Origin of the sequence: Micromonospora sp. NPDC049282 (assembly GCF_043197045.1) — a bacterium.
Taxonomy (GTDB): domain Bacteria; phylum Actinomycetota; class Actinomycetes; order Mycobacteriales; family Micromonosporaceae; genus Micromonospora.
This window is the reverse complement of sequence record NZ_JBICSL010000013.1, coordinates 68117-88193: the sequence shown is the minus strand read 5'-3', so window position 1 is coordinate 88193 and position 20077 is coordinate 68117. Positions and strand designations below refer to the sequence as shown.

At 74.3% G+C, this 20077-nt stretch carries 18 protein-coding genes; 10 read left to right on the top strand and 8 right to left on the bottom strand.

Translation table 11 applies throughout. From position 1 onward, the window contains the following. Positions 1–97: 97 nt before the first annotated feature. Both ACGFI2_RS21020 and ACGFI2_RS21015 read left to right on the top strand, forming a co-directional pair. A complete protein-coding gene (locus tag ACGFI2_RS21020) occupies positions 98–802 on the top strand; it encodes an amino acid-binding protein (protein WP_393519530.1) in 705 nt (234 codons plus the stop codon). Positions 803–883: 81 nt separating this feature from the next. Then, a complete protein-coding gene (locus ACGFI2_RS21015) occupies positions 884–2041 on the top strand; it encodes a GNAT family N-acetyltransferase (RefSeq protein ID WP_393519527.1) in 1158 nt (385 codons plus the stop codon). A 322-nt stretch (positions 2042–2363) separates the two neighbouring features. Here ACGFI2_RS21015 and ACGFI2_RS21010 read toward each other — a convergent pair whose 3' ends face one another. Both ACGFI2_RS21010 and ACGFI2_RS21005 read right to left on the bottom strand, forming a co-directional pair. Next, on the bottom strand, positions 2364–2555 hold the full coding sequence (locus ACGFI2_RS21010) for a DUF397 domain-containing protein (RefSeq protein ID WP_393519524.1): 192 nt from the start codon (positions 2553–2555) through the stop codon (positions 2364–2366). Further along, positions 2546–3313 carry a Scr1 family TA system antitoxin-like transcriptional regulator gene (locus tag ACGFI2_RS21005; protein WP_393519521.1) on the bottom strand — a complete coding sequence of 256 codons (768 nt, stop codon included), beginning with the start codon at positions 3311–3313 and terminating at the stop codon, positions 2546–2548. Before ACGFI2_RS21005 ends, ACGFI2_RS21010 begins: the two co-directional genes overlap by 10 nt. 334 nt (positions 3314–3647) lie before the next feature. On the opposite strand from ACGFI2_RS21005, the gene ACGFI2_RS21000 reads away from it, so the two are divergent. From ACGFI2_RS21000 to ACGFI2_RS20990, 3 genes are all read left to right on the top strand, one after another. Next, positions 3648–3941: a hypothetical protein gene (locus ACGFI2_RS21000; RefSeq protein WP_393519518.1), complete on the top strand. Its 294-nt coding sequence runs from the start codon at positions 3648–3650 to the stop codon at positions 3939–3941. A gap of 502 nt (positions 3942–4443) precedes the next feature. Beyond that, positions 4444–7350, top strand: a complete 2907-nt coding sequence (locus tag ACGFI2_RS20995; protein ID WP_393519516.1) for a glycoside hydrolase family 9 protein — start codon at positions 4444–4446, stop codon at positions 7348–7350. Between the two features lie 303 nt (positions 7351–7653). Then, entirely contained in the window at positions 7654–10131 is a 2478-nt protein-coding gene (locus ACGFI2_RS20990) for a non-reducing end alpha-L-arabinofuranosidase family hydrolase (protein WP_393519513.1), read from the top strand. A gap of 54 nt (positions 10132–10185) precedes the next feature. On the opposite strand, the gene ACGFI2_RS20985 is transcribed toward ACGFI2_RS20990, so the two are convergent. The 3 genes from ACGFI2_RS20985 to bioB are packed head-to-tail and all read right to left on the bottom strand — an operon-like array spanning position 10186 to position 11965. After that, entirely contained in the window at positions 10186–10692 is a 507-nt protein-coding gene (locus ACGFI2_RS20985) for a GNAT family N-acetyltransferase (protein WP_393519510.1), read from the bottom strand. Between the two features lie 3 nt (positions 10693–10695). Beyond that, positions 10696–10965, bottom strand: coding sequence for a hypothetical protein (locus tag ACGFI2_RS20980; RefSeq protein ID WP_393519507.1), 270 nt, complete (start codon positions 10963–10965; stop codon positions 10696–10698). 4 nt (positions 10966–10969) lie between these two features. Further along, positions 10970–11965, bottom strand: coding sequence for a biotin synthase BioB (gene bioB, locus ACGFI2_RS20975; RefSeq protein ID WP_393519504.1), 996 nt, complete (start codon positions 11963–11965; stop codon positions 10970–10972). A gap of 122 nt (positions 11966–12087) precedes the next feature. Between bioB and ACGFI2_RS20970 the strand changes: the two genes are divergently transcribed. The 4 genes from ACGFI2_RS20970 (at position 12088) to ACGFI2_RS20955 (ending at position 16461) form a co-directional block, all read left to right on the top strand. Beyond that, complete coding sequence (locus ACGFI2_RS20970) at positions 12088–13260, top strand: 8-amino-7-oxononanoate synthase (protein ID WP_393519501.1); 1173 nt, start codon at positions 12088–12090, stop codon at positions 13258–13260. A gap of 79 nt (positions 13261–13339) precedes the next feature. Beyond that, a complete protein-coding gene (gene bioD / locus ACGFI2_RS20965; protein WP_393519860.1) occupies positions 13340–14044 on the top strand; it encodes a dethiobiotin synthase in 705 nt (234 codons plus the stop codon). A 45-nt stretch (positions 14045–14089) separates the two neighbouring features. Then, positions 14090–15787: a sensor histidine kinase gene (locus tag ACGFI2_RS20960; RefSeq protein WP_393519498.1), complete on the top strand. Its 1698-nt coding sequence runs from the start codon at positions 14090–14092 to the stop codon at positions 15785–15787. Continuing rightward, positions 15784–16461, top strand: coding sequence for a response regulator (locus ACGFI2_RS20955; protein ID WP_393519495.1), 678 nt, complete (start codon positions 15784–15786; stop codon positions 16459–16461). Before ACGFI2_RS20960 ends, ACGFI2_RS20955 begins: the two co-directional genes overlap by 4 nt. Before the next feature lie 21 nt (positions 16462–16482). On the opposite strand, the gene ACGFI2_RS20950 is transcribed toward ACGFI2_RS20955, so the two are convergent. The 3 genes from ACGFI2_RS20950 to ACGFI2_RS20940 form a co-directional block, all read right to left on the bottom strand. Next, positions 16483–17304, bottom strand: a complete 822-nt coding sequence (locus ACGFI2_RS20950) for an ABC transporter permease (protein ID WP_393519492.1) — start codon at positions 17302–17304, stop codon at positions 16483–16485. Continuing rightward, on the bottom strand, positions 17301–18233 hold the full coding sequence (locus ACGFI2_RS20945; protein ID WP_393519489.1) for an ABC transporter ATP-binding protein: 933 nt from the start codon (positions 18231–18233) through the stop codon (positions 17301–17303). Before ACGFI2_RS20945 ends, ACGFI2_RS20950 begins: the two co-directional genes overlap by 4 nt. Before the next feature lie 136 nt (positions 18234–18369). Then, the gene (locus tag ACGFI2_RS20940; RefSeq protein WP_393519486.1) at positions 18370–19041 is read right to left on the bottom strand and encodes a class I SAM-dependent methyltransferase; all 672 of its coding nucleotides are present in this window, start codon (positions 19039–19041) and stop codon (positions 18370–18372) included. Positions 19042–19218: 177 nt separating this feature from the next. On the opposite strand from ACGFI2_RS20940, the gene ACGFI2_RS20935 reads away from it, so the two are divergent. Continuing rightward, a complete protein-coding gene (locus ACGFI2_RS20935; RefSeq protein ID WP_393519484.1) occupies positions 19219–20064 on the top strand; it encodes a hypothetical protein in 846 nt (281 codons plus the stop codon). The last annotated feature ends 13 nt before the right edge of the window (positions 20065–20077 follow it).

Genomic DNA, 20077 nt, shown 5'->3' with positions numbered 1-20077 from the left:
CGGGACATGCCTCGGCAACGGGGACGAAATGGTCAGCCGGCAGGCTGGCCCCCAGCCTGCCGGCCGTCGCCGGCCCGCCGAGCGGAGGGGATCAGACATGCTGTTGAGAGTTCGGGTGACCCTGCCGGACCGACCGGGCACGCTCGGCCAGGTGGCCCGGACACTCGGCGTCTCCGGCGCCGACATCGTGCAGGTGGTGGTGCTGGAGCGGCTCGGCGGGCGGGCGGTCGACGACTTCACGGTCGTCTGGCCGGGCGCGGCGCGGGTGGAACGGTTGCTCGCCGGGCTGGCCGCGATCCCCGGCGTGAAGGTGGACGGCGTGTGGCGGGCGATCGGCGCGCCGACCACCACCGGCCAGGACGCGGAGCTGCTGGCCCAGGTGGCGGCGAACCCGACCGACGGGGTGGCCACGCTCGTCGACGCGGTCCCGGGGCTGCTCGCCGCGGACTGGGCGGTCGCCGCGGTGGTCCCGCTGGACTGGGCCTCGCGCAGTGGCGAGGGCGGCTCGGCCAGCGTGGGGCACGCGAGCTGGCGGGCGCCGGCGCCGCCCCGGCTGCCCGAGGTGACCCCGCTGCGGGCCCGCGCCATGACCAGCCCGGACGGGCACCACTACGCGGTGGCTCCGTTTGGCCGGGCCGGTCTGGTGCTGGTGGTCTCCCGCGACCACCGCGAGCCGCTCTCGGCCGCCGCGTTCCACTCCACCGAGGTGGACCGGCTCGCCCAGCTCGTCCGCGCCAGCGCGGTGATCCTCGGCGACCGGCTCGACCTGGTGGGCGCGCCGCCGGTGACCACGATCACCTGAGCCGGGGGCGGCCCGTCACCGGGGGGCAACGGGCACGCAACAGGCGACCGGCATGGTCGGTGGTGAGGAAGGGAGACAACCATGGCGCTGTGGCGGATCCGAGCCACCGTGGACGACCGGCCGGGTTACCTGTCGGTGCTCACGGCGAGCCTCGCGTTGCGCGGGGTCAACATCCTCACCGTGCAGGTGCACACCACCGAGGTCGGGGCGGTCGACGACTTCCTGGTCGACGCGCCGGAGCAGGTCACCGAGGCCGAGCTGCGCGCCGCGGTGGAGCGGGGCCGGGGCCGGGACTGCTGGGTCGCGCGCAGCGAGGCGCGCGGGCTGGCCGACGAGCCGACCCGGGTGCTCGGGCTGGCTGCCAGGCTGGTCCGTGACCCGGAGGCGACCGGCGCGACGCTGCGGACGCTGCTCGGCGCCGACGCGGTGACCTGGCGTCCCACGCCCGCCGACACGCCGGGCGGCGTGGGCGGCACCGCCATGCTGCTCGCGGATCCGGCGGGCGGCGCCTACGAGCTGCGTCGCCGGGAGCCGAGCTTCACCCCGGCCGAGTACGCCCGGGCGCAGGCGCTGGTCGAGCTGGCGGCGACGCTGGGCCGCCGGGACACCGACCGGGTCACCCTGGTGCTGCCGGACGGCGCGGAGGTGTCGGTCCGGCCGGCCACCGCCGACGACGACGTGCCGGCCGTACGGGAGCTGCACGCCGGCTGCTCGGCGCGGAGCCGGCAGCGGCGTTACCTGAGCGGGGCGGCGGACCCGTCACCGGCCCGGCTGCGCCGGCTGCTGGAGCCGGCCCGGGGGTCGACCCTGCTCGTCACGGCGGGCTCCGGCGGGGCGGCGGAGCCGGTCGTGGCGATGGCCAACCTGCTCGGCGAGGGGGACGAGGCCGAGGCGGCGCTGCTGGTCCGCGACGACTGGCAGCGCCGGGGCCTCGGCTCGGCGCTGTTGCGCCGCCTGCTCGGTCACGCCGACCGGGCCGGCTACGCCGCGGTGCTGCTGCACGTGCAGGCCGAGAACACGCCGATGCTGCGTACGCTGCGCCGGCTGGACCGGCCGGTGGCCCTGGAGCGCGACGGCGGTGTGCTGACCGCGACCCTGCCGCTGGCACCCGTTCCGGCGTCCCCGGCCGGCCGCGGCGCGGGGTCGGCGGTGCCTGCGCCGGCCGGGTGTGGCACCGGGACGGCCCTGCCGGCGCAGGCCAGCAACGGCTTGCCGAGCCAGCGGTCGGGTCCGATCTGATCTCACGGCCGTCCGGCCGGGCCCTCGGGCGAGCCGCAACGGCGCGGCACGTCGCGGGACCGGGCGGAGGGGCCGCAACCGGCGCCTCCCGGCGCCACCCTGACCGACCTCCGATGCGGGGGACGGTGACACGAACGGGGCCTCCGGTGCGGGGGCCCCGTTCGTGTTCCCGGGCAGCATGTAGGCGACGGTCTGCCGCTACCTGCCCGCCGACAAGATGCCACCTGCGCGCCGCCAGGCCGGGCGGATGCCGACTCCGGCCGCCGCACGGCAGAGCGCCCCGGGCCGCACGGGTCCGGGGCGCTCTCGGGGTCGGATGGGGTCAGCCGCGCTCGGCGACCTGGGCGACGAACGCCTGCCAGGAGGCCGGTTCGAAAGCGAGCGCCGGGCCGGTCGGGTCCTTCGAGTCCCGCACGCCGACAACGCCGGGAAGGTTGTCGGCGACCTCGACGCAGGCCCCGCCGTTACCGCTGCTGCGGCTGCTCTTGCGCCACTGCGCGCCGGTCATGTCCATGTCTCTGCCACTTCCGTGATGAGGTCAACTGACTGCCAGTGCGAGAGGGCTTCGCCGCGGACGGCCTCCCACGCTGCCAGTATCGCCGCCACCTCGTCTGGCGCGCTAACCACTTGACCCTGTAGTTGGTTGTCGAGGTAGCCGGCGATTCGGTGGTCCGGGCAGGTAGCGAGCACGAAGGGCCCGTTCAGTCCGGCGTACGCACCGACTGACGAAGGCACCACGTGAACACGAATATGCGGCTCGGCGCACGCCTCGGCGAGCGCTAGAAGCTGTTCCCGCATGGTTGCTCGGCCGCCGACCGGTCGCCGTAGAACGGCTTCATCAACGACAGCCGTCAACAGCGGAGGGTCATCACGCCGAAGGACGCTCTGCCGGGCAAGGCGGGCGGCAAGATGCCGCTCGACGTCCGCACGCGGGATCAGGCTCGCCCCGTCGAGCACGGCACGCGCGTACGCCTCGGTCTGAAGAAGGCCGGGCAGCACCAAAGACTCATACCAGCGAAGTGACTGCGCTTCCCGCTCGATCTCCTGCCAGGGGCGGAACCATGCCGGCTCGCGGCGTCTCGAAGTGTCAGGCCATATGTCCGACACCGCGCGGCCGAGCGCGTCAGCGGCCGTAGCCCGGTGGGCGGGGTGCGGGATGCGATCCTCCGTCAGCCATCGCCCAACGGTCTTCGGATCTACTCCGACCTGGGAGGCAAGCGACTCGACCGTCTGGCCGGCCTGTCTCAACGCGGCGCGAAGCGCATCGTTCATCGCAACCTCCCGGTGATGTCCAAGATGTCTATTCACCATATTTCTACGCGGTGTCAGTGTCTAGATACTCAATGCAATGTGCTCTGTAGACGGCGCGGCCGGCAGGGACCACCCGAGACCCGGCGACCGTGTCAGTCAGGGGACCGCCTCGTCCGGCAGGCACCAGCGCGGGGCGGTCCTCTTCCAGGTCCCAACGATGAGAGGAGGGCGTGTCCGTGCTCGAAGAGAAGCCGACTCCGACCTTGACGCCAGCTCGGCCGAACCGCGTTCCGTCGTCGCGCTGGCTGTCGTCGCCGGCCGCGACGACGCTCTTCCCGCGACCGGGCGACGGCCGGTGACCGCGCCACGCCGCCGCCGGCCGGAGGGGCCCGTGCTGCGTGCCGGCGACGTCCTGCACCTGACCCGGGAGGCGTCGCCGCAGTTCGTCCGTCCGATCAGGGTCCGGCTGATCCGTGTGCTGGACTGGACGACGTACGACGGTTGGTTGTGGGTCGACGTCTACCAGCTCAGCCCGGACGGCAACGCGACCGCCCGCCGGTCCCTGTTCCTGCGACGGGGCGGAGTGCGCGTGTTGACCCCACCGCCGCCGGTGTGGCAGCGCCGCCCGCGCGTCGGCGCTCTCGTGTGATGGCCCGCCGCCCCGGCCCCGCCGACCACATCCCGTCGCGGCCCACCTGGCGCTGCCGCGCGTGTGGGGTGGCCTGGCCGTGCTCGACGGCGAAACTGAGCCTCCTCGCGCAATACCGCGGGCGGAAGGCCGAGCTGAGGGCGCATCTCCTGACCCTGCACGAGGCGGCGGCCGAGGAACTGGCCGAGTTGGGCAGCGGCGGGCGCCCGGCGGACCTCGAAGACCGCTTCACCGCTTGGGCCGAGCCTCGCGGATGACCCTTCCCGACTGACCCACGACACGGGGTGCGCGGCCCATTCGCGGGCCTCGTAGGGGTGCCGGCGCGGCGGTCATCTTCCCAAACCGGCGGCGGCGAGATTACATTGTCAACCATCCATGGGAGCGCTCCCGCGCACCTGTGGTCCACCCCACCACCATCACCGCCGCACGGCGGCCCGACCGGCGACGTCCCGCCGTCGGGTCGGGCCGCCGTGCGGCAGCCCATCCTCCACAGGAGCTCGCCATGCCCCGACCGACCCCGCCGCCGCGCGGTCGCCCGTCCCGCCGGCTGCTCGCCGCCGGCGCCGCGCTGGTGGCCGCCCTGGCCGCCGCCGTGCCACTCCCGGCCGCCGCCGCCCCGCTCACCGCCGCCCCCGTCGTCAGGAACGCCCCGGCGGCCGGGGCGCAGGCCGCCGCGGCCACGTTCAACTACGCCGAGGCGTTGCAGAAGTCGCTGTTCTTCTACGAGGCGCAGCAGTCCGGGAAGAAACCCTCCTGGAACCGGGTCTCCTGGCGCGGCGACTCCGCGCTTACCGACGGCGCCGGCGCCGGCCTGGACCTCACCGGCGGCTGGTACGACGCCGGTGACCACGTGAAGTTCGGCTTCCCGATGGCGTTCAGCGCCACCATGCTGGCCTGGGGCGCGGTCGAGTACCGCGACGGCTACGTCGCCTCCGGTCAGCTCAGCTATCTGCTGAACAACCTGCGCTTCGTCAACGACTACTTCGTCAAGGCGCACCCCGCGCCGAACGTCCTCTACGGCCAGGTCGGCAAGGGCGACGACGACCACAAGTGGTGGGGACCGGCCGAGGTGCTGCCGATGGCGCGGCCCGCGTACAAGATCGATGCGAGCTGTGGCGGCGCGGACCTGGCCGGCGAGACGGCGGCCGCGATGGCCGCGTCGTCCATGGTGTTCCGCCCCACCGACGCGGCCTACGCGGACAAGCTGCTCGGCCACGCCAAGCAGCTCTACACGTTCGCCGACACGGTGCGGAAGTCCTACAGCGAGTGCATCACCGACGCGGCCTCCTTCTACAAGTCGTGGAGCGGCTACCAGGACGAGCTGGTCTGGGGGGCGATCTGGCTCTACCGGGCCACCGGCGACGCGACCTACCTGGCCAAGGCGGAGAGCGAGTACGACAAGCTCGGCACCGAGCCGCAGTCCACCACCCGCTCCTACAAGTGGACGATCGCCTGGGACAACAAGCAGTTCGGCGCGTACGTGCTGCTGGCCAACCTGACCGGCAAGCAGAAGTACGTCGACGACGCCAACCGGTGGCTCGACTACTGGACCGTGGGCGTCAACGGGCAGAAGGTGCCGTACTCGCCCGGCGGGATGGCGGTGCTCGACTCCTGGGGCGCGCTGCGCTACGCCGCGAACACGTCGTTCGCCGCGCTGGTCTACAGCGACAAGACCACCGACGCGACCCGCAAGGCCCGCTACCACGACTTCGCCGTCCGGCAGGTCAACTACGCGCTCGGCGACAACCCGCGCAACTCCAGCTACATGATCGGGTTCGGGACCAATTCGCCGAAGAACCCGCACCACCGCACCGCGCACGGCTCCTGGTGGGACAGCCAGACCGTGCCCACCGAGACCCGGCACGTGCTCTACGGCGCGCTGGTCGGCGGCCCGTCGTCGGCCAACGACGCCTACACCGACAGCCGCTCCGACTACGTGATGAACGAGGTGGCCACCGACTACAACGCCGGCTTCACCTCCGCGCTGGCCCGGCTGACCAACGAGTACGGCGGCAGCCCGCGCGCCGGCTTCCCGTCCGCCGAGACGCCCGACATGGACGAGCTGACCGTCGAGACCACGGTGATGCAGGCCGAGCCGCGGGCGACCGGGCTCAAGGCGATCATCTACAACAAGTCGGCGTTCCCGGCCCGCGCGCTCACCACCGGGAAGTTCCGCTACTACTTCCGCCCCGACGGCACCGGCCCGGTCACCGTGACGCCCGGCTACACCCAGGGCTGCCCGTCGCCGTCGACCGCCAAGCAGCTCAGCGGCGACATCTGGTACGTCGAGGTGGACTGCACCGGTTACACCATCGCGCCGGCCGGGCAGTCGCAGCACCGGATGGAGGTGCAGTTCAAGATCGGCGTACCGGAGGGTGGCACCTGGGACCCGACGAACGACCCCTCCTACCAGGCGACCGCCGGGCCGAACCGGAAGGTGCCGCTCTACTCCGGCGGGGTCCGGGTCTGGGGCGACGAGCCCGGCCCGGCCACCCCGGACACCACCGCGCCGACCGTTCCCGGCACCCCGGTGGCGTCCGCCGTCACGGCCACCGGCCTCACCCTCACCTGGCCCGCCTCCACCGACACCGGTGGCAGCGGCCTGGCCGGCTACGAGGTGACCCGGACCTCGACCGGAGCCGACCCGGTCGTCACCGCGGCCACCGGCGCCACGCTCGCGGTGACCGGGTTGACGCCCGAGCGGACGTACCAGTTCACCGTGCGCGCGATCGACGGCGCCGGCAACCGGTCCGCGGCATCGGCGGCGGTCACCGTCACCACGCCGGTCGCCCCGGCGTCGGACACCACCCCGCCGACCGCGCCCGGCACGCCCACCGCCTCCGCGGTCGGCCCGACCGGACTGACGCTGACCTGGGGCCCGGCCACCGACGCCGTCGGGGTCACCGGCTACCGCGTCTACCGGGGCGGGACCGTCCTGGTCGGCTCCGCGACCGGCACCACGCTCGCGGTGACCGGGCTGACCGCCTCCACCACGTACACGTTCACCGTGGTCGCGGTGGACGCGGCCGGCAACGTGTCGCCGGCCTCACCGGGCGTCACGGTGACCACCACCGCCCCGCCGACCGGCGGCGGCTGTGCGGTGACCTGGACGGCGAACACCTGGGACACCGGGTTCACCGCGAACGTCACCGTCACCAACACCGGCACGACGGCGCTCAACGGCTGGACGCTCGCCTTCACCTTCCCCTCCACCGGGCAGAAGGCCGGGCAGGCGTGGTCGGCGAACGTCACCCAGACCGGCACCGCCGTGACCGCCTCGAACCTGGCCTACAACGGGGCGCTGGCGGCGGGGGCGTCGACGAGCTTCGGCTTCAACGGCACCCACACCGGCTCCAACCCGAGGCCGACCGGCTTCACCCTCAACGGGGTCGCCTGCGTCGTCTCCTGACCTCCGATCCGGCGGGCGTGGTCGGTCACCGCACCGGGGTGACCGACCGCGCCACACCCGTCGATTCCATCGACAGGTGTGGATGCCGTACGCCCTCCGGCGGCTGTCGTTCGCCCTGCTCGGGCGCGGGGATCGGGGAACGAGACCGGGCGTCCGAGCGGCAAAAACATTACCGAAACTTTTCCGAAACGTGTTGTCCCAACGGGTGCCCGATGGAAGCATCGGCTTACGTAGATATCCCAACCAAGACGTCCAGTCGTCCCCGCCCAGACGGCTCGGGTGTTGGCCAGCGAGGAGGCCAAGGTGGCAATGAGCCCATCCGTTCATCGTGGGGGAAGCCGGCGGCGGCGATCCCCCGCCGTCAGAGCACTGCTCGCCGGCGCGGTCAGCGTCGTGACAGTGGCCGCGGTCGCGGTGATGATGCCGTCGGCGAACGCCGCGGCGAGCACGCTCGGCGCGGCGGCCGCGCAGTCGGGCCGGTACTTCGGCACGGCGATCGCGGCCGGCCGGCTGAACGACTCCACCTACAGCACGATCGCGGCGCGTGAGTTCAACATGATCACGGCCGAGAACGAGATGAAGCCGGACGCGACGGAGCCGAACCAGAACCAGTTCAACTTCAACTCCGGCGACCAGATCTACAACTGGGCCACCCAGCGCGGTCTGAAGGTCCGCGGGCACACCCTGGCCTGGCACGCCCAGCAGCCGGGCTGGATGCAGAACATGGGCGGCAGCACGCTGCGCAACGCGATGATCAACCACATCAACGGTGTGATGGCCCACTACAAGGGCAAGCTCGCCGCGTGGGACGTGGTCAACGAGGCGTTCAACGAGGACGGCAGCCGCCGCAACTCCAACCTGCAGAACACCGGCAACGACTGGATCGAGGTCGCGTTCCGCACCGCGCGGGCGGCCGACCCGTCGGTCAAGCTCTGCTACAACGACTACAACATCGAGAACTGGTCCTACGCCAAGACGCAGGGCGTCTACCGCATGATCCAGGACTTCAAGTCCCGGGGCGTGCCGATCGACTGCGTCGGGTTGCAGACCCACTTCACCGGTGGCAGCTCGCTGCCGAGCAACTTCCAGACCACGCTGTCCAGCTTCGCCGCCCTCGGCGTCGACGTGGCGCTCACCGAGGCCGACGTCACCAACGCCTCCACCAGCCAGTACGCCGGGCTCACCCAGGCCTGCGTGAACGTCCCGCGCTGCATCGGCATCACCGTCTGGGGCGTACGCGACAGCGACTCCTGGCGCTCAGGTGAGAGCCCGCTGCTGTTCGACGGCGGCGGCAACAAGAAGGCCGCGTACACCTCCGTGCTCAACGCGCTCAACGCGGCCGCCCCGACCACCACGCCGACCACCACGCCGACCACCACGCCGACCTCGGGGCCGACCACGCCGCCGCCGTCCGGCGGCGCCGGCCGGATCGTCGGGGTGCAGTCGGGCCGGTGCGTCGACGTGCCCAACGCCACCCAGACCAACGGCACCCGGGTCCAGCTCTACGACTGCAACAGCCAGTCGAACCAGCAATGGACGTACACGTCGAGCAAGCAGCTGATGGTCTACGGCAGCAAGTGCCTCGACGCGAACGGCGCGGGCACCGCGAACGGCACCGGGATCATCATCTGGGACTGCAACGGTCAGTCGAACCAGCAGTGGAACGTCAACTCCAACGGCACCATCAGCGGCGTGCAGTCCGGCCGCTGCCTGGACGTCTGGGGCACCGGCAACGGCCAGCAGATCCAGCTCTACGACTGCCACGGTCAGACCAACCAGCAGTGGCGGACCGACTTCGGTGGCGGCACCTCGCCGACCCCGACGCCGACCGCGACCCCGACCGCGACGCCCACCTCGACCCCGCCGCCGTCCGGCTGCGCGCTTCCGTCGTCCTACCGGTGGTCGTCGACCGGCGCGCTGGCGAACCCGGCGAACGGCTGGGTCTCGGTCAAGGACTTCACCAACGTGGTCTACAACGGCAAGCACCTGGTCTACGCATCGAACGTCAACAGCGGTGGCTCGTACGGCTCGATGAACTTCGGCCTGTTCACCAACTGGTCCGACATGGCCTCGGCCAGCCAGACCGGCATGAGCCAGGGCACCGTGGCGCCCACCCTGCTCTACTTCGCCCCGAAGAACATCTGGGTGTTGGCGTACCAGTGGGGACCCACGTCGTTCAGCTACAAGACGTCGAGCGACCCGACCAACGCCAACGGCTGGTCGGCGGCACAGACGCTCTCCACCGCCAGCCTCCCCGACGCCCCGTACGGCGTGATCGACCAGACCCTCATCGGTGACGACCAGAACATGTACCTGTTCTTCGCCGGGGACAACGGCAAGATCTACCGGTCGAGCATGCCGCTCGGGAACTTCCCGGGCAGCTTCGGCTCGAACTACACGACGATCATGACCGACTCGACCAACAACCTGTTCGAGGGCGTCGAGGTCTACAAGGTGCAGGGCCAGAACCAGTACCTGATGCTCGTCGAGGCGATCGGGAGCCAGGGGCGCTACTTCCGCTCCTTCACGGCCACCAGCCTGGGCGGCACCTGGACCCCGAACGCGGCCACCGAGAGCAACCCCTTCGCGGGCAAGGCCAACAGCGGTGCCACGTGGACCAACGACATCAGCCATGGTGACCTGGTCCGCAACAACCCCGACCAGACCAAGACCGTCGACGCCTGCAACCTGCAGTTGCTGTACCAGGGCAAGAACCCCAGCGCGGGAGGCGACTACAACCTGCTGCCGTGGCGGCCGGGTGTGCTGACCCTGCAACGCTAGGAAACCGGGGCGTGTCCGGCACCGTGCGGTGCCGGACACGCCCTCCGGCGGGCCTCAGTCGGCCAGTTCCTCGACGAGCAGGTCCATCAGGAGGGCGTCGTGCCAGCGGCCGTCGGCGCCGCGCTCGTAGCGGCGCATGATGCCCACCGGGCGGAACCCCACCTTCGCGTACGCCCGGATCGCCGGGGTGTTCGCCGCCGCCGGGTCGATGGTGAACCGGTGATGGCCGTACTCGTCGGCCAGGTGCCGGGCCAGCGTGCGGATGGCGTCCCCGCCCAGCCCGGCGCCGCGTGCCGCCGGGTCGAGGAAGATGTCCAGGCTGGCGTGGCGGTAGTCGGGGTCGGTCTCGGCGTACCACTGGATCGCGCCGACCAACCGGTCGTCGTGCTCGATCACGTAGACGGCCAGCGAGTCGTCGGCCAGGTCGGCACGGACCGCCTCGGCCAGGTCGTCGTCGCCGCGCCACCAGCGGCGAACCTCCGGGGTGGCCCGGATCGCGGCCAGCGCCGCCACGTCGGCCTCCGTCGCCGGCCGCAGCGTCACCGCCCGCCCCCGCAGCACCGCTCAGCCCCGCCGCTCGCCGTGCTCGACGCAGACCGCCGACCATCTGGTCGGGACGACCTGCACCCTCATCCGCCGCCGGCAGGTCGCGCACCAGCGCGGCGGCTCCCACTCCCGGGCCGCCGCGCACGCCGGGTGCGGGCCGTCGGCCACCGACTCACCGCACCGGTCACACCAGCGCGCCACCGCGCCGGCGCCGCCGGCGGCCACGGCGCGGCCGGTCGCGCCCGCGTCGTCGGCCGGCGCGGCGGGTCGGGTCAGCTCGGTCACCATCGCCTCACAGGGTCGCCGAGAGCGCCTTCACCGGCATCTTCAGCTCGGTCAGCAGCTTCAGGTCGTCGGTCGCCGGCCGGCCCAGCGTGGTCAGGTAGTTGCCGACGATGACCGCGTTGATGCCGCCGAGCAGGCCGTCCCGGGTGCCGAGGTCACCGAGGGTTAGTTCGCGGCCGCCCGCGTACCGCAGGATGGTGCGCGGCATGGCCAGCCGGAACGCGGCGATGGCCCGCAGCGCGTCCTTGCCCTCGACCACCGGGCGGTCGCCCAGCGGCGTGCCGGGGCGCGGGCTCAGGAAGTTGAGCGGCACCTCGTGCGGGTCCAGCTCGGCGAGCTGGGCGGCGAACTCGGCGCGCTGCTCCACCGTCTCGCCGAGCCCGAGGATGCCGCCGCAGCAGACCTCCATGCCGGACTCGCGGACCATCCGCAGCGTTTCCCAGCGCTCCTCCCAGGAGTGCGTGGTGACCACGTTCGGGAAGTAGGAGCGACAGGTCTCCAGGTTGTGGTTGTAGCGGTGCACGCCCATCTCGACCAGCTCGTCGACCTGCTCCTGGGTGAGCATGCCGAGCGACGCGGCGACCTGGATGTCGACCGCCTCGCGGATGGCCGCCACGCCGTCGCGCATCTGCTTCATCAGCCGGGCGTCCGGGCCGCGCACGGCGGCCACGATGCAGAACTCGCTGGCCCCGGTGGCCGCGGTCTGCTTCGCGGCCTCGACCAGCGCCGGGATGTCCAGCCAGACGGAGCGCACCGGCGAGGTGAACAGGCCGGACTGGGAGCAGAAGTGACAGTCCTCCGGGCAGCCGCCGGTCTTCAGCGAGACGATGCCCTCCACCTCGACCTCCGGGCCGCACCAGCGCATCCGCACCTCGTGGGCGAGCTGGAGGGCGGCGGGCAGGTGCTCGTCCGGCAGGTTCAGCACGGCGAGGATGCCGGCCTGGTCGAGGCCGACGCCGTTCTCCAGCACCCGGGTCCGGGCCTGGTCGAGGATCTCTGGCATGCCTCGTAACCTAACCCGGCGAGCCGGCACCGCGCCACGCCGGGGCCGCGTGGCCGGGTGGTAACTTCGCCCCGCGGAAGCGCCCGGGCGGGGCGGTGGGGTCGGCGGGAGGGGACGGCGCGGTGGCGGACTGGCTGGCGGCCCTGGACCGCGGCGCCGAACTGCGCGCCGAGGCGGGCCTGACCCGCACCCTGCGCCCGCGCGCCGCCGACGACGCCGTGGTCGACCTGGCCGGCAACGACTACCTCGGCCTGGCCGCCCACCCGGAGGTCACCGCCGCCGCCGCCGCGGCCCTGTTCCGGTACGGGCTGGGCGCCACCGGGTCGCGTCTGGTGCGCGGCTCCACCGACCTGCACCACGCGCTCGAGGACGAGCTGGCCGGCTGGCTCGGCGTGGACCGGGCGTTGGTCTTCTCCTCCGGCTACCTGGCCAACCTCGCCGCCGTCCGGGGTCTGACCCAGCCGCGTACGCTGCTCGTCTCCGACGCGCACAACCACGCCTCGCTGATCGACGGCTGCCGGATCTCGCGCGCCGAGACGCTTGTGACGCCGCACGGCGACGTGGCCGCGGTGGCCGCCGCGCTGGCCGCCGCGCCGGGCCGGCCGGCCGTGGTGGTGACCGAGTCGGTCTTCTCCGTCGACGGTGACCTGGCCCCGCTCGCGGAGCTGCACGCGGTGGCCCGCCGGCACGGCGCGTTGCTGCTCGTCGACGACGCGCACGCGCTCGGCGTGACCGGCCCGGCCGGGGCCGGTGGGGTGGCCGCCGCCGGGCTGGCCGGCGAGCCCGACGTGGTGGTCACGGCGACCCTGTCCAAGGCGCTCGGCGGGGCCGGCGGCGTGGTCGCCGGGCCGGCGGAGTTCGTCCGGCACCTGGTGGAGACCGGCCGCACGTTCATCTTCGACACCGCCCCGCCGCCGGCGGTGGTGGCCGGGGTGCACGCCGCGGCGCGGCTGGCCCGGGCCGGCGACGCGCTGCGCGCCGAGCTGGCCGACCGGGTCGCCCTCGCGGTGCGCCGGCTGGGCGCGGCCGGGTTGTCCGTCTCCGCCCCCGACGCGGCGGTGGTCTCGGTGACCGCGCCCGGGCCGGAGGCGGCGACCGCCTGGGCGGCGGCCTGCCGGGACCGGGGCGTGGCGGTCGGCTGCTTCCGCCCGCCGTCCACGCCCGATGGCCGCTCGCGGCTCCGGCTGACCGTCGGCGCCGGGCTGGACCGGGCGGACTTCGCCCGGGCGCTGGACGTGATCGTGGAGTGTGCGCCGACCGTGGAGGGTGCGCCGACCGTGGAGTGTGCACCGTGAGCGCGAGGAGTGAGCCGGGTTTGCGAGCCCCGCAGTCGCGAACCGAGGTGGCACCGTGAGTGACGGCTGGACCGGAGCGGTGCTGGTGACCGGCACCGACACCGAGGTCGGCAAGACCGTGGTCACCGCGGCCGTCGCCGCCGCCGCGCAGGCGGCCGGCCTGCGGGTCGCGGTGGTCAAGCCGGGCCAGACCGGTACGGCCACCGGCGAGCCCGGCGACGTCGACTCGGTGAACCGGCTGGCCGCCCCGCTCACCGGCCGGACGCTGGCCAGCTATCCCGACCCGCTCGCCCCGCTGGCCGCGGCCCGGGTCGCCGAGCTGCCGCCGCTGGAGCTCTACAGCGCGGTCGACGCGATCCGCGAGGAGGCGGACAAGCACGACCTGGTGCTGGTCGAGGGCGCGGGCGGGCTGCTCGTACCGATGGGGCTGCGCCCGTCCGGCGAGCCCTGGACGGTGGCCGACCTGGCGGTGTCGCTGGGCGCGCCGGCCGTGGTGGTGGCGCGGGCCGGGCTCGGCACGCTCAACCACACCGCGCTGACGCTGGAGGCGCTGGAACGGCGGGCCGTCCCGGCCGGCGTGGTGATCGGCGCCTGGCCGGCGGAGGCGGAGCTGGTGCACTGGCTCAACCTGTCCGAGTTGGTGCCGAACCTGCTCGGCGCGCTGCCGGCCGGCGCCGGCGGGATGGACCCGGGCGTGTTCCGCCGCTCGGCGCCGGGCTGGCTCACCCCCGCCCTGTACGGCGTGCTCGACGACTGGCGGGCCTGGGCCGAGGAGAGCGGCTGAGCACCTGACTTTCGTCGGTGTCCGGCCCCGGCCGGCGTGGGTAGCGTGACCGTCGTGGACCTGCGCCCGCTGTCGTCCGGGACCCGTCGTCGGGCCGGTGACCTGCTGCTCTGGGCCGTGCTCGCGACGCCTGTGGCGTACGCCCGGCTCACCCCGCCGTGGGGGCCGCACGAGGCGCCGTTGTTGGCCGGTGTGCTGGCGCTGCTCGGCCTCGCGGTGGCGCTGGGTCGCCGTCGGCCGCTGGTGGCGGTGCTGGCGGTGGTGGCCGGCTCGCTGGTGGACGGCAACGTGGTGTTCGCCGTCCCGGTCTTCGGCTACCTGGCCGGACTGCGCAGCGCCCGGGCCGCCCCGGCCGCGGCCGTGTTCGCCGCCATCGCGGTGACCGGCACCGTGCTCAACCTCGGCCTGCTCGGGACCGAGCCGGCCACCTGGTTCCTGCTCGCCTCGGTGCTGCTGTTCGCCGGCGTGTTCCCCTGGCTGCTGGGCCGGCTGCGGCGGCAGCACCGGGCGCTGGCGGTGGCCGGGCGGCGGCACGCCGAACGGGAGCGGTGGAGCGCGGCGGAACGGGTACGGCTGCGCGAGCGGGCCCGGATCGCCCAGGACATGCACGACTCGCTCGGGCACGACCTGAGTCTCATCGCGTTGCGGGCGGGCGCGCTGGAGCTGGCCACCGAGCTGGCCCCGGCCCACCGGGCGGCGGCGGGGGAGCTGCGGGCCAGCGTCGCCGCCGCCACCGAACGGCTGCACGAGGTGATCGGCGTGCTGCGCGAGGAGCCCACCCGGCACCCGCCCGGCGAGACGGTCGCCGACCTGGTCGACGGCGCCCGCGACGCCGGGATGACCGTGCACCTGCACGGCGCGGCGGGCATCGACCTGCCCGTCGCCGACCGGTCCGCCGGGCACGCCGGCCTGGCCGCCGAGGGCGCCGACCTGTCCTCCGTCGACGCCGGCCGGCCCGCCGGGAAGGCGGGCGCCGACGTGAGCCTGCCGCCGCTGGCCGCGCACGCCGTGCACCGGGTGGTCCGGGAGGCGCTGACCAACGCCGCCCGCTACGCCCCGGGCACCCCGGTCACGGTCACGGTGGAGCGCGCCGCCGACGCGGTCACGGTCGCGGTGGTCAACCCGCCGCCCCCGGCCGGTCCGCTGCCCGGGCCGGCGTCGCACGGCTCCGGCCTGCTGGCGCTGCGCGAGCGGGTACGCCTCGCCGGCGGCGCCCTGGACGCCGGCCCCCGCGACGGCGGTTGGGCGGTCACCGCCCGCCTGCCGCTGCCCGACGCCGGCACCGGCCGCCACGGCTCGCCCGCCTCGACGCGTCCCGCCCGGGCCGGCGACCGCCCGCTGGACGGGGACCCGGCGCCGGTCGACGGCTCCGGCGAGCCGCCCGCCGGCGGGCGGCTCGCCGGAGCCGAGGCGTGGCGGCTGCGGGAGGCCCGGCGGCGGGTACGGCGCAGCCTGCTCGTCGCGTTCGGCGCGCCGGCCGGCCTGGCGTTGGCGCTCGCGCTGGTCTACTACCCGCTCGCCACGGCCGGGGCGGTGCTGGACCGAACCGGCTACGACCGGCTGCGGCTGGGCGAGCAGCGAGACACGCTCGGGCTGCCCCGGCGGCAGGCCGACCCGCCCTCGGCCGGCGCGGCCCCCGGCTGCGAGTACTACACCGACGGCAACTTCCCGTTCGCGGAGCCGACCTGGCGGCTCTGCTTCAGCGATGGGCAACTGGTCAGCAAGGAGCGGATCGCGTCATGACCGACGACCACGGGCGCCCACTTCGGGTGGTGCTCGCCGACGACGAGGCGATGGTGCGCGCCGGCGTGCGGGCGATCCTGGCCGCCGACCCGGGCATCGAGGTGGTCGGCGAGGCGGGCGACGGCCACGCCGCGGTGGAGCTGGTGCGCGCGCACCGGCCCCGGGTGGCGCTGCTGGACGTCCGGATGCCCCGCTGCGACGGGCTCGACGCGGCGGCGCAGATCCGTCGCCTGGTGCCGGAGACCGCGCCGGTCATGCTCACCACGTTCGGCGACGACGACCTGATCGCCCGCGCGCTCGGCCACGGCGCCGCCGGCTTCCTGCTCAAGTCCGGTGATCCGAGGGAGCTGCTGGCCGGAGTGCGCGCGGTGGCCGACGGCGGGGCGTACCTGTCGCCGCGGGTGGCCCGCCGGGTGATCGAGCTGAGCGGCGGGCGGCTCGCCCGGGGCCCGTCCGCGCGGGACCGGCTGGCCGGGTTGACCGACCGGGAGCGGGAGGTGCTCGCGCTGGTCGGGGCGGGGCTGTCCAACGCCGAGATCGCCCGTCGGCTGCACCTGGTCGAGGGCACCGTGAAGAGCTACCTGACAAGCGTCTTCACCCGGCTGGACGTGCGCAACCGGGTGCAGGCGGCGATCCTCGCGTACGAGGCGGGGCTGGTCCCGCCGACCGGCTGACCAGCCCCGCCCCGGCGACGGTCAGGCGTCGCGCCGGGCCAGCGCCCACCGGCCGAGCGCCAGCGCGGCGCCGGCCCAACCGGCGAGCAGCAGCAGCCCCACGGCCGCCGGGTACGGCTCGGTGTCGCCGGCCAGGAAGTGGGCGCCGGCGACCGCGGGGAACGCGTCCGCGATCCGGGTGAGCACGGTGATGTCCGGCTCCTGCAACGACAGCGGCACGATGTAGAGCAGCGCGAGGAGCACGGTCAGCGTCAGCACCGGGCTGCGCAGCGCCGCGGCCAGCCCGAGCGCCAGCACGCCGACCAGCGCCAGGTACCCCGCGCAGGCGAAGATGTCGGTCACGGTCACACCCAGCGGCGCCCGCCCCCACTCGCCCAGCACCGGCCGGGCCACCACCGCGCCGGCGGCGCCCAGCAGCAGCCCGGCCCCGAAGGTCACCGCGCCGACCACGACCGCCTTGGCCGCGAGCACCCGGGCCCGCGACGGCGTGCAGCGCAGCGTGGTGCGGATGGTGCCGGTGGCGAACTCGCTGGTGATCGCGAACAGGCCGAGCCCGAGCACCACGAACTGGGTCAGCTCCAGCGAGCCGGCCACCACGTCGCCGACGTCGAGCACGCCCGGGTTCACGGTCGGGTCGTCGTCGGTGTTCGCGTTCACCGCGTAGATGGCGAGCTGGGCGGCGGTGGCCGCCATGGTGACGAGCGCCGCGACGAGCGTCCACCAGGTGGAGCGCACCGACCAGAGCTTGGTCCACTCGGCCGCCACCGCGCCGGCGAGCGGGTGGCCGGTCGGCGCGGGCCGGGACGCCGGCCGGCTCGGATCGAGCGTGGACAGCGCGGTCATCGGGTTTCCCCTCCGGTCGGGCCGGCGACGTACTCGACGCTGCCGGCGGTCAGCTCCAGGAACGCCTCCTCCAGGGAGGGCGCGACCGGGGTCAGCTCGTGCAGCCGCACCCCCAGCTCGTACGCGAGGTCGCCGACCCGGCCGGCGGTGCTCCCGGCCACCGCCAGCCCGCCGTCGTCGGCGGTGACCGTGGCGCCCTCGGCGGCCAGCCGGTCGCCGAGCGCGGCGAGCGCCGCCGGCTCGGGTCCGCGTACCCGGACCGAGGCGGCCGGCCGGGCGGCGATCAGCTCGGCCAGCGGCGCGTCGGCGACCAGCCGGCCGCGGCCGAGCACCACCACCCGGTCGGCGGTCTGCTGCATCTCGCTCATCAGGTGGCTGGAGATCAGCACCGTGCGCCCCTCGTCGGCGAGCCGCCGGGTGAAGCCGCGGATCCACCGCACCCCGTCCGGGTCGAGCCCGTTGACCGGCTCGTCGAGCAGCAGCACCGGCGGGTCGCCGAGCAGCGCGCCGGCGATGCCGAGCCGCTGCCCCATGCCCAGCGACAGCGCCCGGCCCGGCTTGCCGGCGGCGCGGCCGTCCAGGCCGACCAGGTCAAGCACCTCGGCCACCCGCCGGGCCGGTACGCCGTTGCTGCGCGCCATCGCCCGCAGGTGCGCCACGCCGGAGCGGGCCGGGTGCACGCCGGTGGCGTCGAGCAGCGCGCCGACCTCGTACAGCGGGTGCCGCAGGGTGCGGTAGTCCCGGCCGTTGACCAGCGCCGCCCCGGCGGTGGGCCGGTCCAGGCCGAGGACCATCCGCATGGTGGTGGACTTGCCGGCGCCGTTCGGGCCGAGGAACCCGGTCACCTGCCCGGGGCGGATCTCGACGGTCAGGTCGTCGACGGCGGTCACCCCGCCGAACCGTTTCGTCAACCCACGAAGTGTGATCATGCGCCGACGCTAGGCGGCGGCGGGGGCGCCGCACCGCCGTCGAACGGCACCCACCCACCCTCACTTTGGTAAGGCGGGGCCCCTTCTTGACGCCTCCGGTAGAGGCGGGGCCCCCTTCTAACGCCGCCGCGCCCGGCTAACCGCGGCGTACGCCGGGCGGGTTCGGATCCAGCTCCCACACCCGGGTGTGCTTCACCCGGACGCTCTCCAGCGCCTCGGGCACCGGCACCTGGTAATCGGCGAGTTCTCCGAAGCGCTCGCGGGGCAGGAACGCCCGGTCCGGGTCGCCCACCAGCACCCGCGCGCCGGAGCGGGCGGCCCGGAGCAGGAAGCGCAGCATCCGCCGGGCCATCGCCTCGCTGTAGAACACGTCGCCGGCCAGCACCACCTCGGCGTCCCCGGCGTCGGAGTCGAGGACGTCGCCGAGTTCGGCGTCGACGCGTACCCCGTTGGCCTCGGCGTTGAGCGCGACCGCCGCGACGGCCCGCTCGTCCACCTCGACGGCCCGGACGGACGCCGCGCCGGCCCGGGCGGCGGCGATGGCGACCAGGCCGGAGCCGGACGCCAGGTCGAGCACCCGGCGGCCGGCGACCACCTCCGGGTGGTCGGTGACGTACCGGGCGAGCGCCTGCCCGCCGGCCCAGGCGAAGGCCCAGAACGGCGGCGGCTGGGAACTGCGGAACTCGCCCTCGGTCAGCTCCCAGAGGCCGATCGGCTCGTCGGCCTGGTGCAGCCGCACCTCGGGGACGAAGGCGACCGGGGCGAGGCGGGCGTGCAGCCGGACGAACGCGGCGGACAGCTCGGACACCCGGTGATTGTGTCCGACGGCCGATCCCGGGCGTGTCGGCGGGGCGCCGTGACCGGTTCACCACGGTCGGTGAAACCACCCCCCGATGTTGACGTTGGGTGCGAACACGCCCGTCTACCGGGGCGCACGGCGCGCTCCTAGCGTTGCGGGTGGACACGACCGAGGTGAGGAGACGTGGTGAACGGGTGGCGGCACGCGCTGCGGATCGGGCTGGTGCTGACCTGCCTGGCGGGCGCCGGGTACGGCGGGACGGCGCCGGCGCGGGCGGCGGCGGCCTTCTCCACGGAGTTGAGCGGCCTGCCGGACGAGTTCACCGGCGGCAACCGGGTGGAGACGCTCTCCGCGGTGGTGTCCCGGTCCGACCGCGCCGGCGGCAACGACTGCGTCAAGGTGCGCTGGTCGATGCTGCTGCGGGTGCAGGGCCTGCGGCTGGACCAGGTCAAGGTGGACCGGGTGGAGGAGAACGGCTCCTTCCCGCTGGAGATCCGGACCGACGGGAACACCGCGCGGCTGACCGACCGGGAGCTGGATCCCGGTGTGCTCTGCCCGGGTCGCACCGTGACCGCGCAGTACCGGGTGGCGTTCGCCGAGGACGTCGGGCGCGGCCGGGTGAGCATCGCCGCCGAGGCGTACGACCCGCAGTTGCGGCTGCTGGCCCGGCGGACCGCGTCGCGTCAGGTGGTGGGCGAGGCGGCCGAGCCGACGCCGGAGCCGACGCCGCGCCGCGCCGAGCCGACCGACCCGCCCAGCGAGGAGCCGGCCGTCGAGGAGCCGGCGACGGACGAGTCGACGGACCCGGCGGTGGCCGAGCTGCCCCCGGCCGGCGCGGCCGGACGGCCGGTCGCCGAGGCCGGCGGCTTCGGCATGGCGCAGGCCGCCTTCCTGCTCGGTGGGCTGCTGCTCTTCCTCGGGGCCGGGCTGCTGTTCCGGATGCGGCGCCTGCTCCGGCCCGCCGGTGATCCGGCGGAGGACGCGGCGCCGTCGTTCGAGCGGCGGCGGACCGTCCGGCGGGAGTGGCGCTGAACGCCCAGGCGGC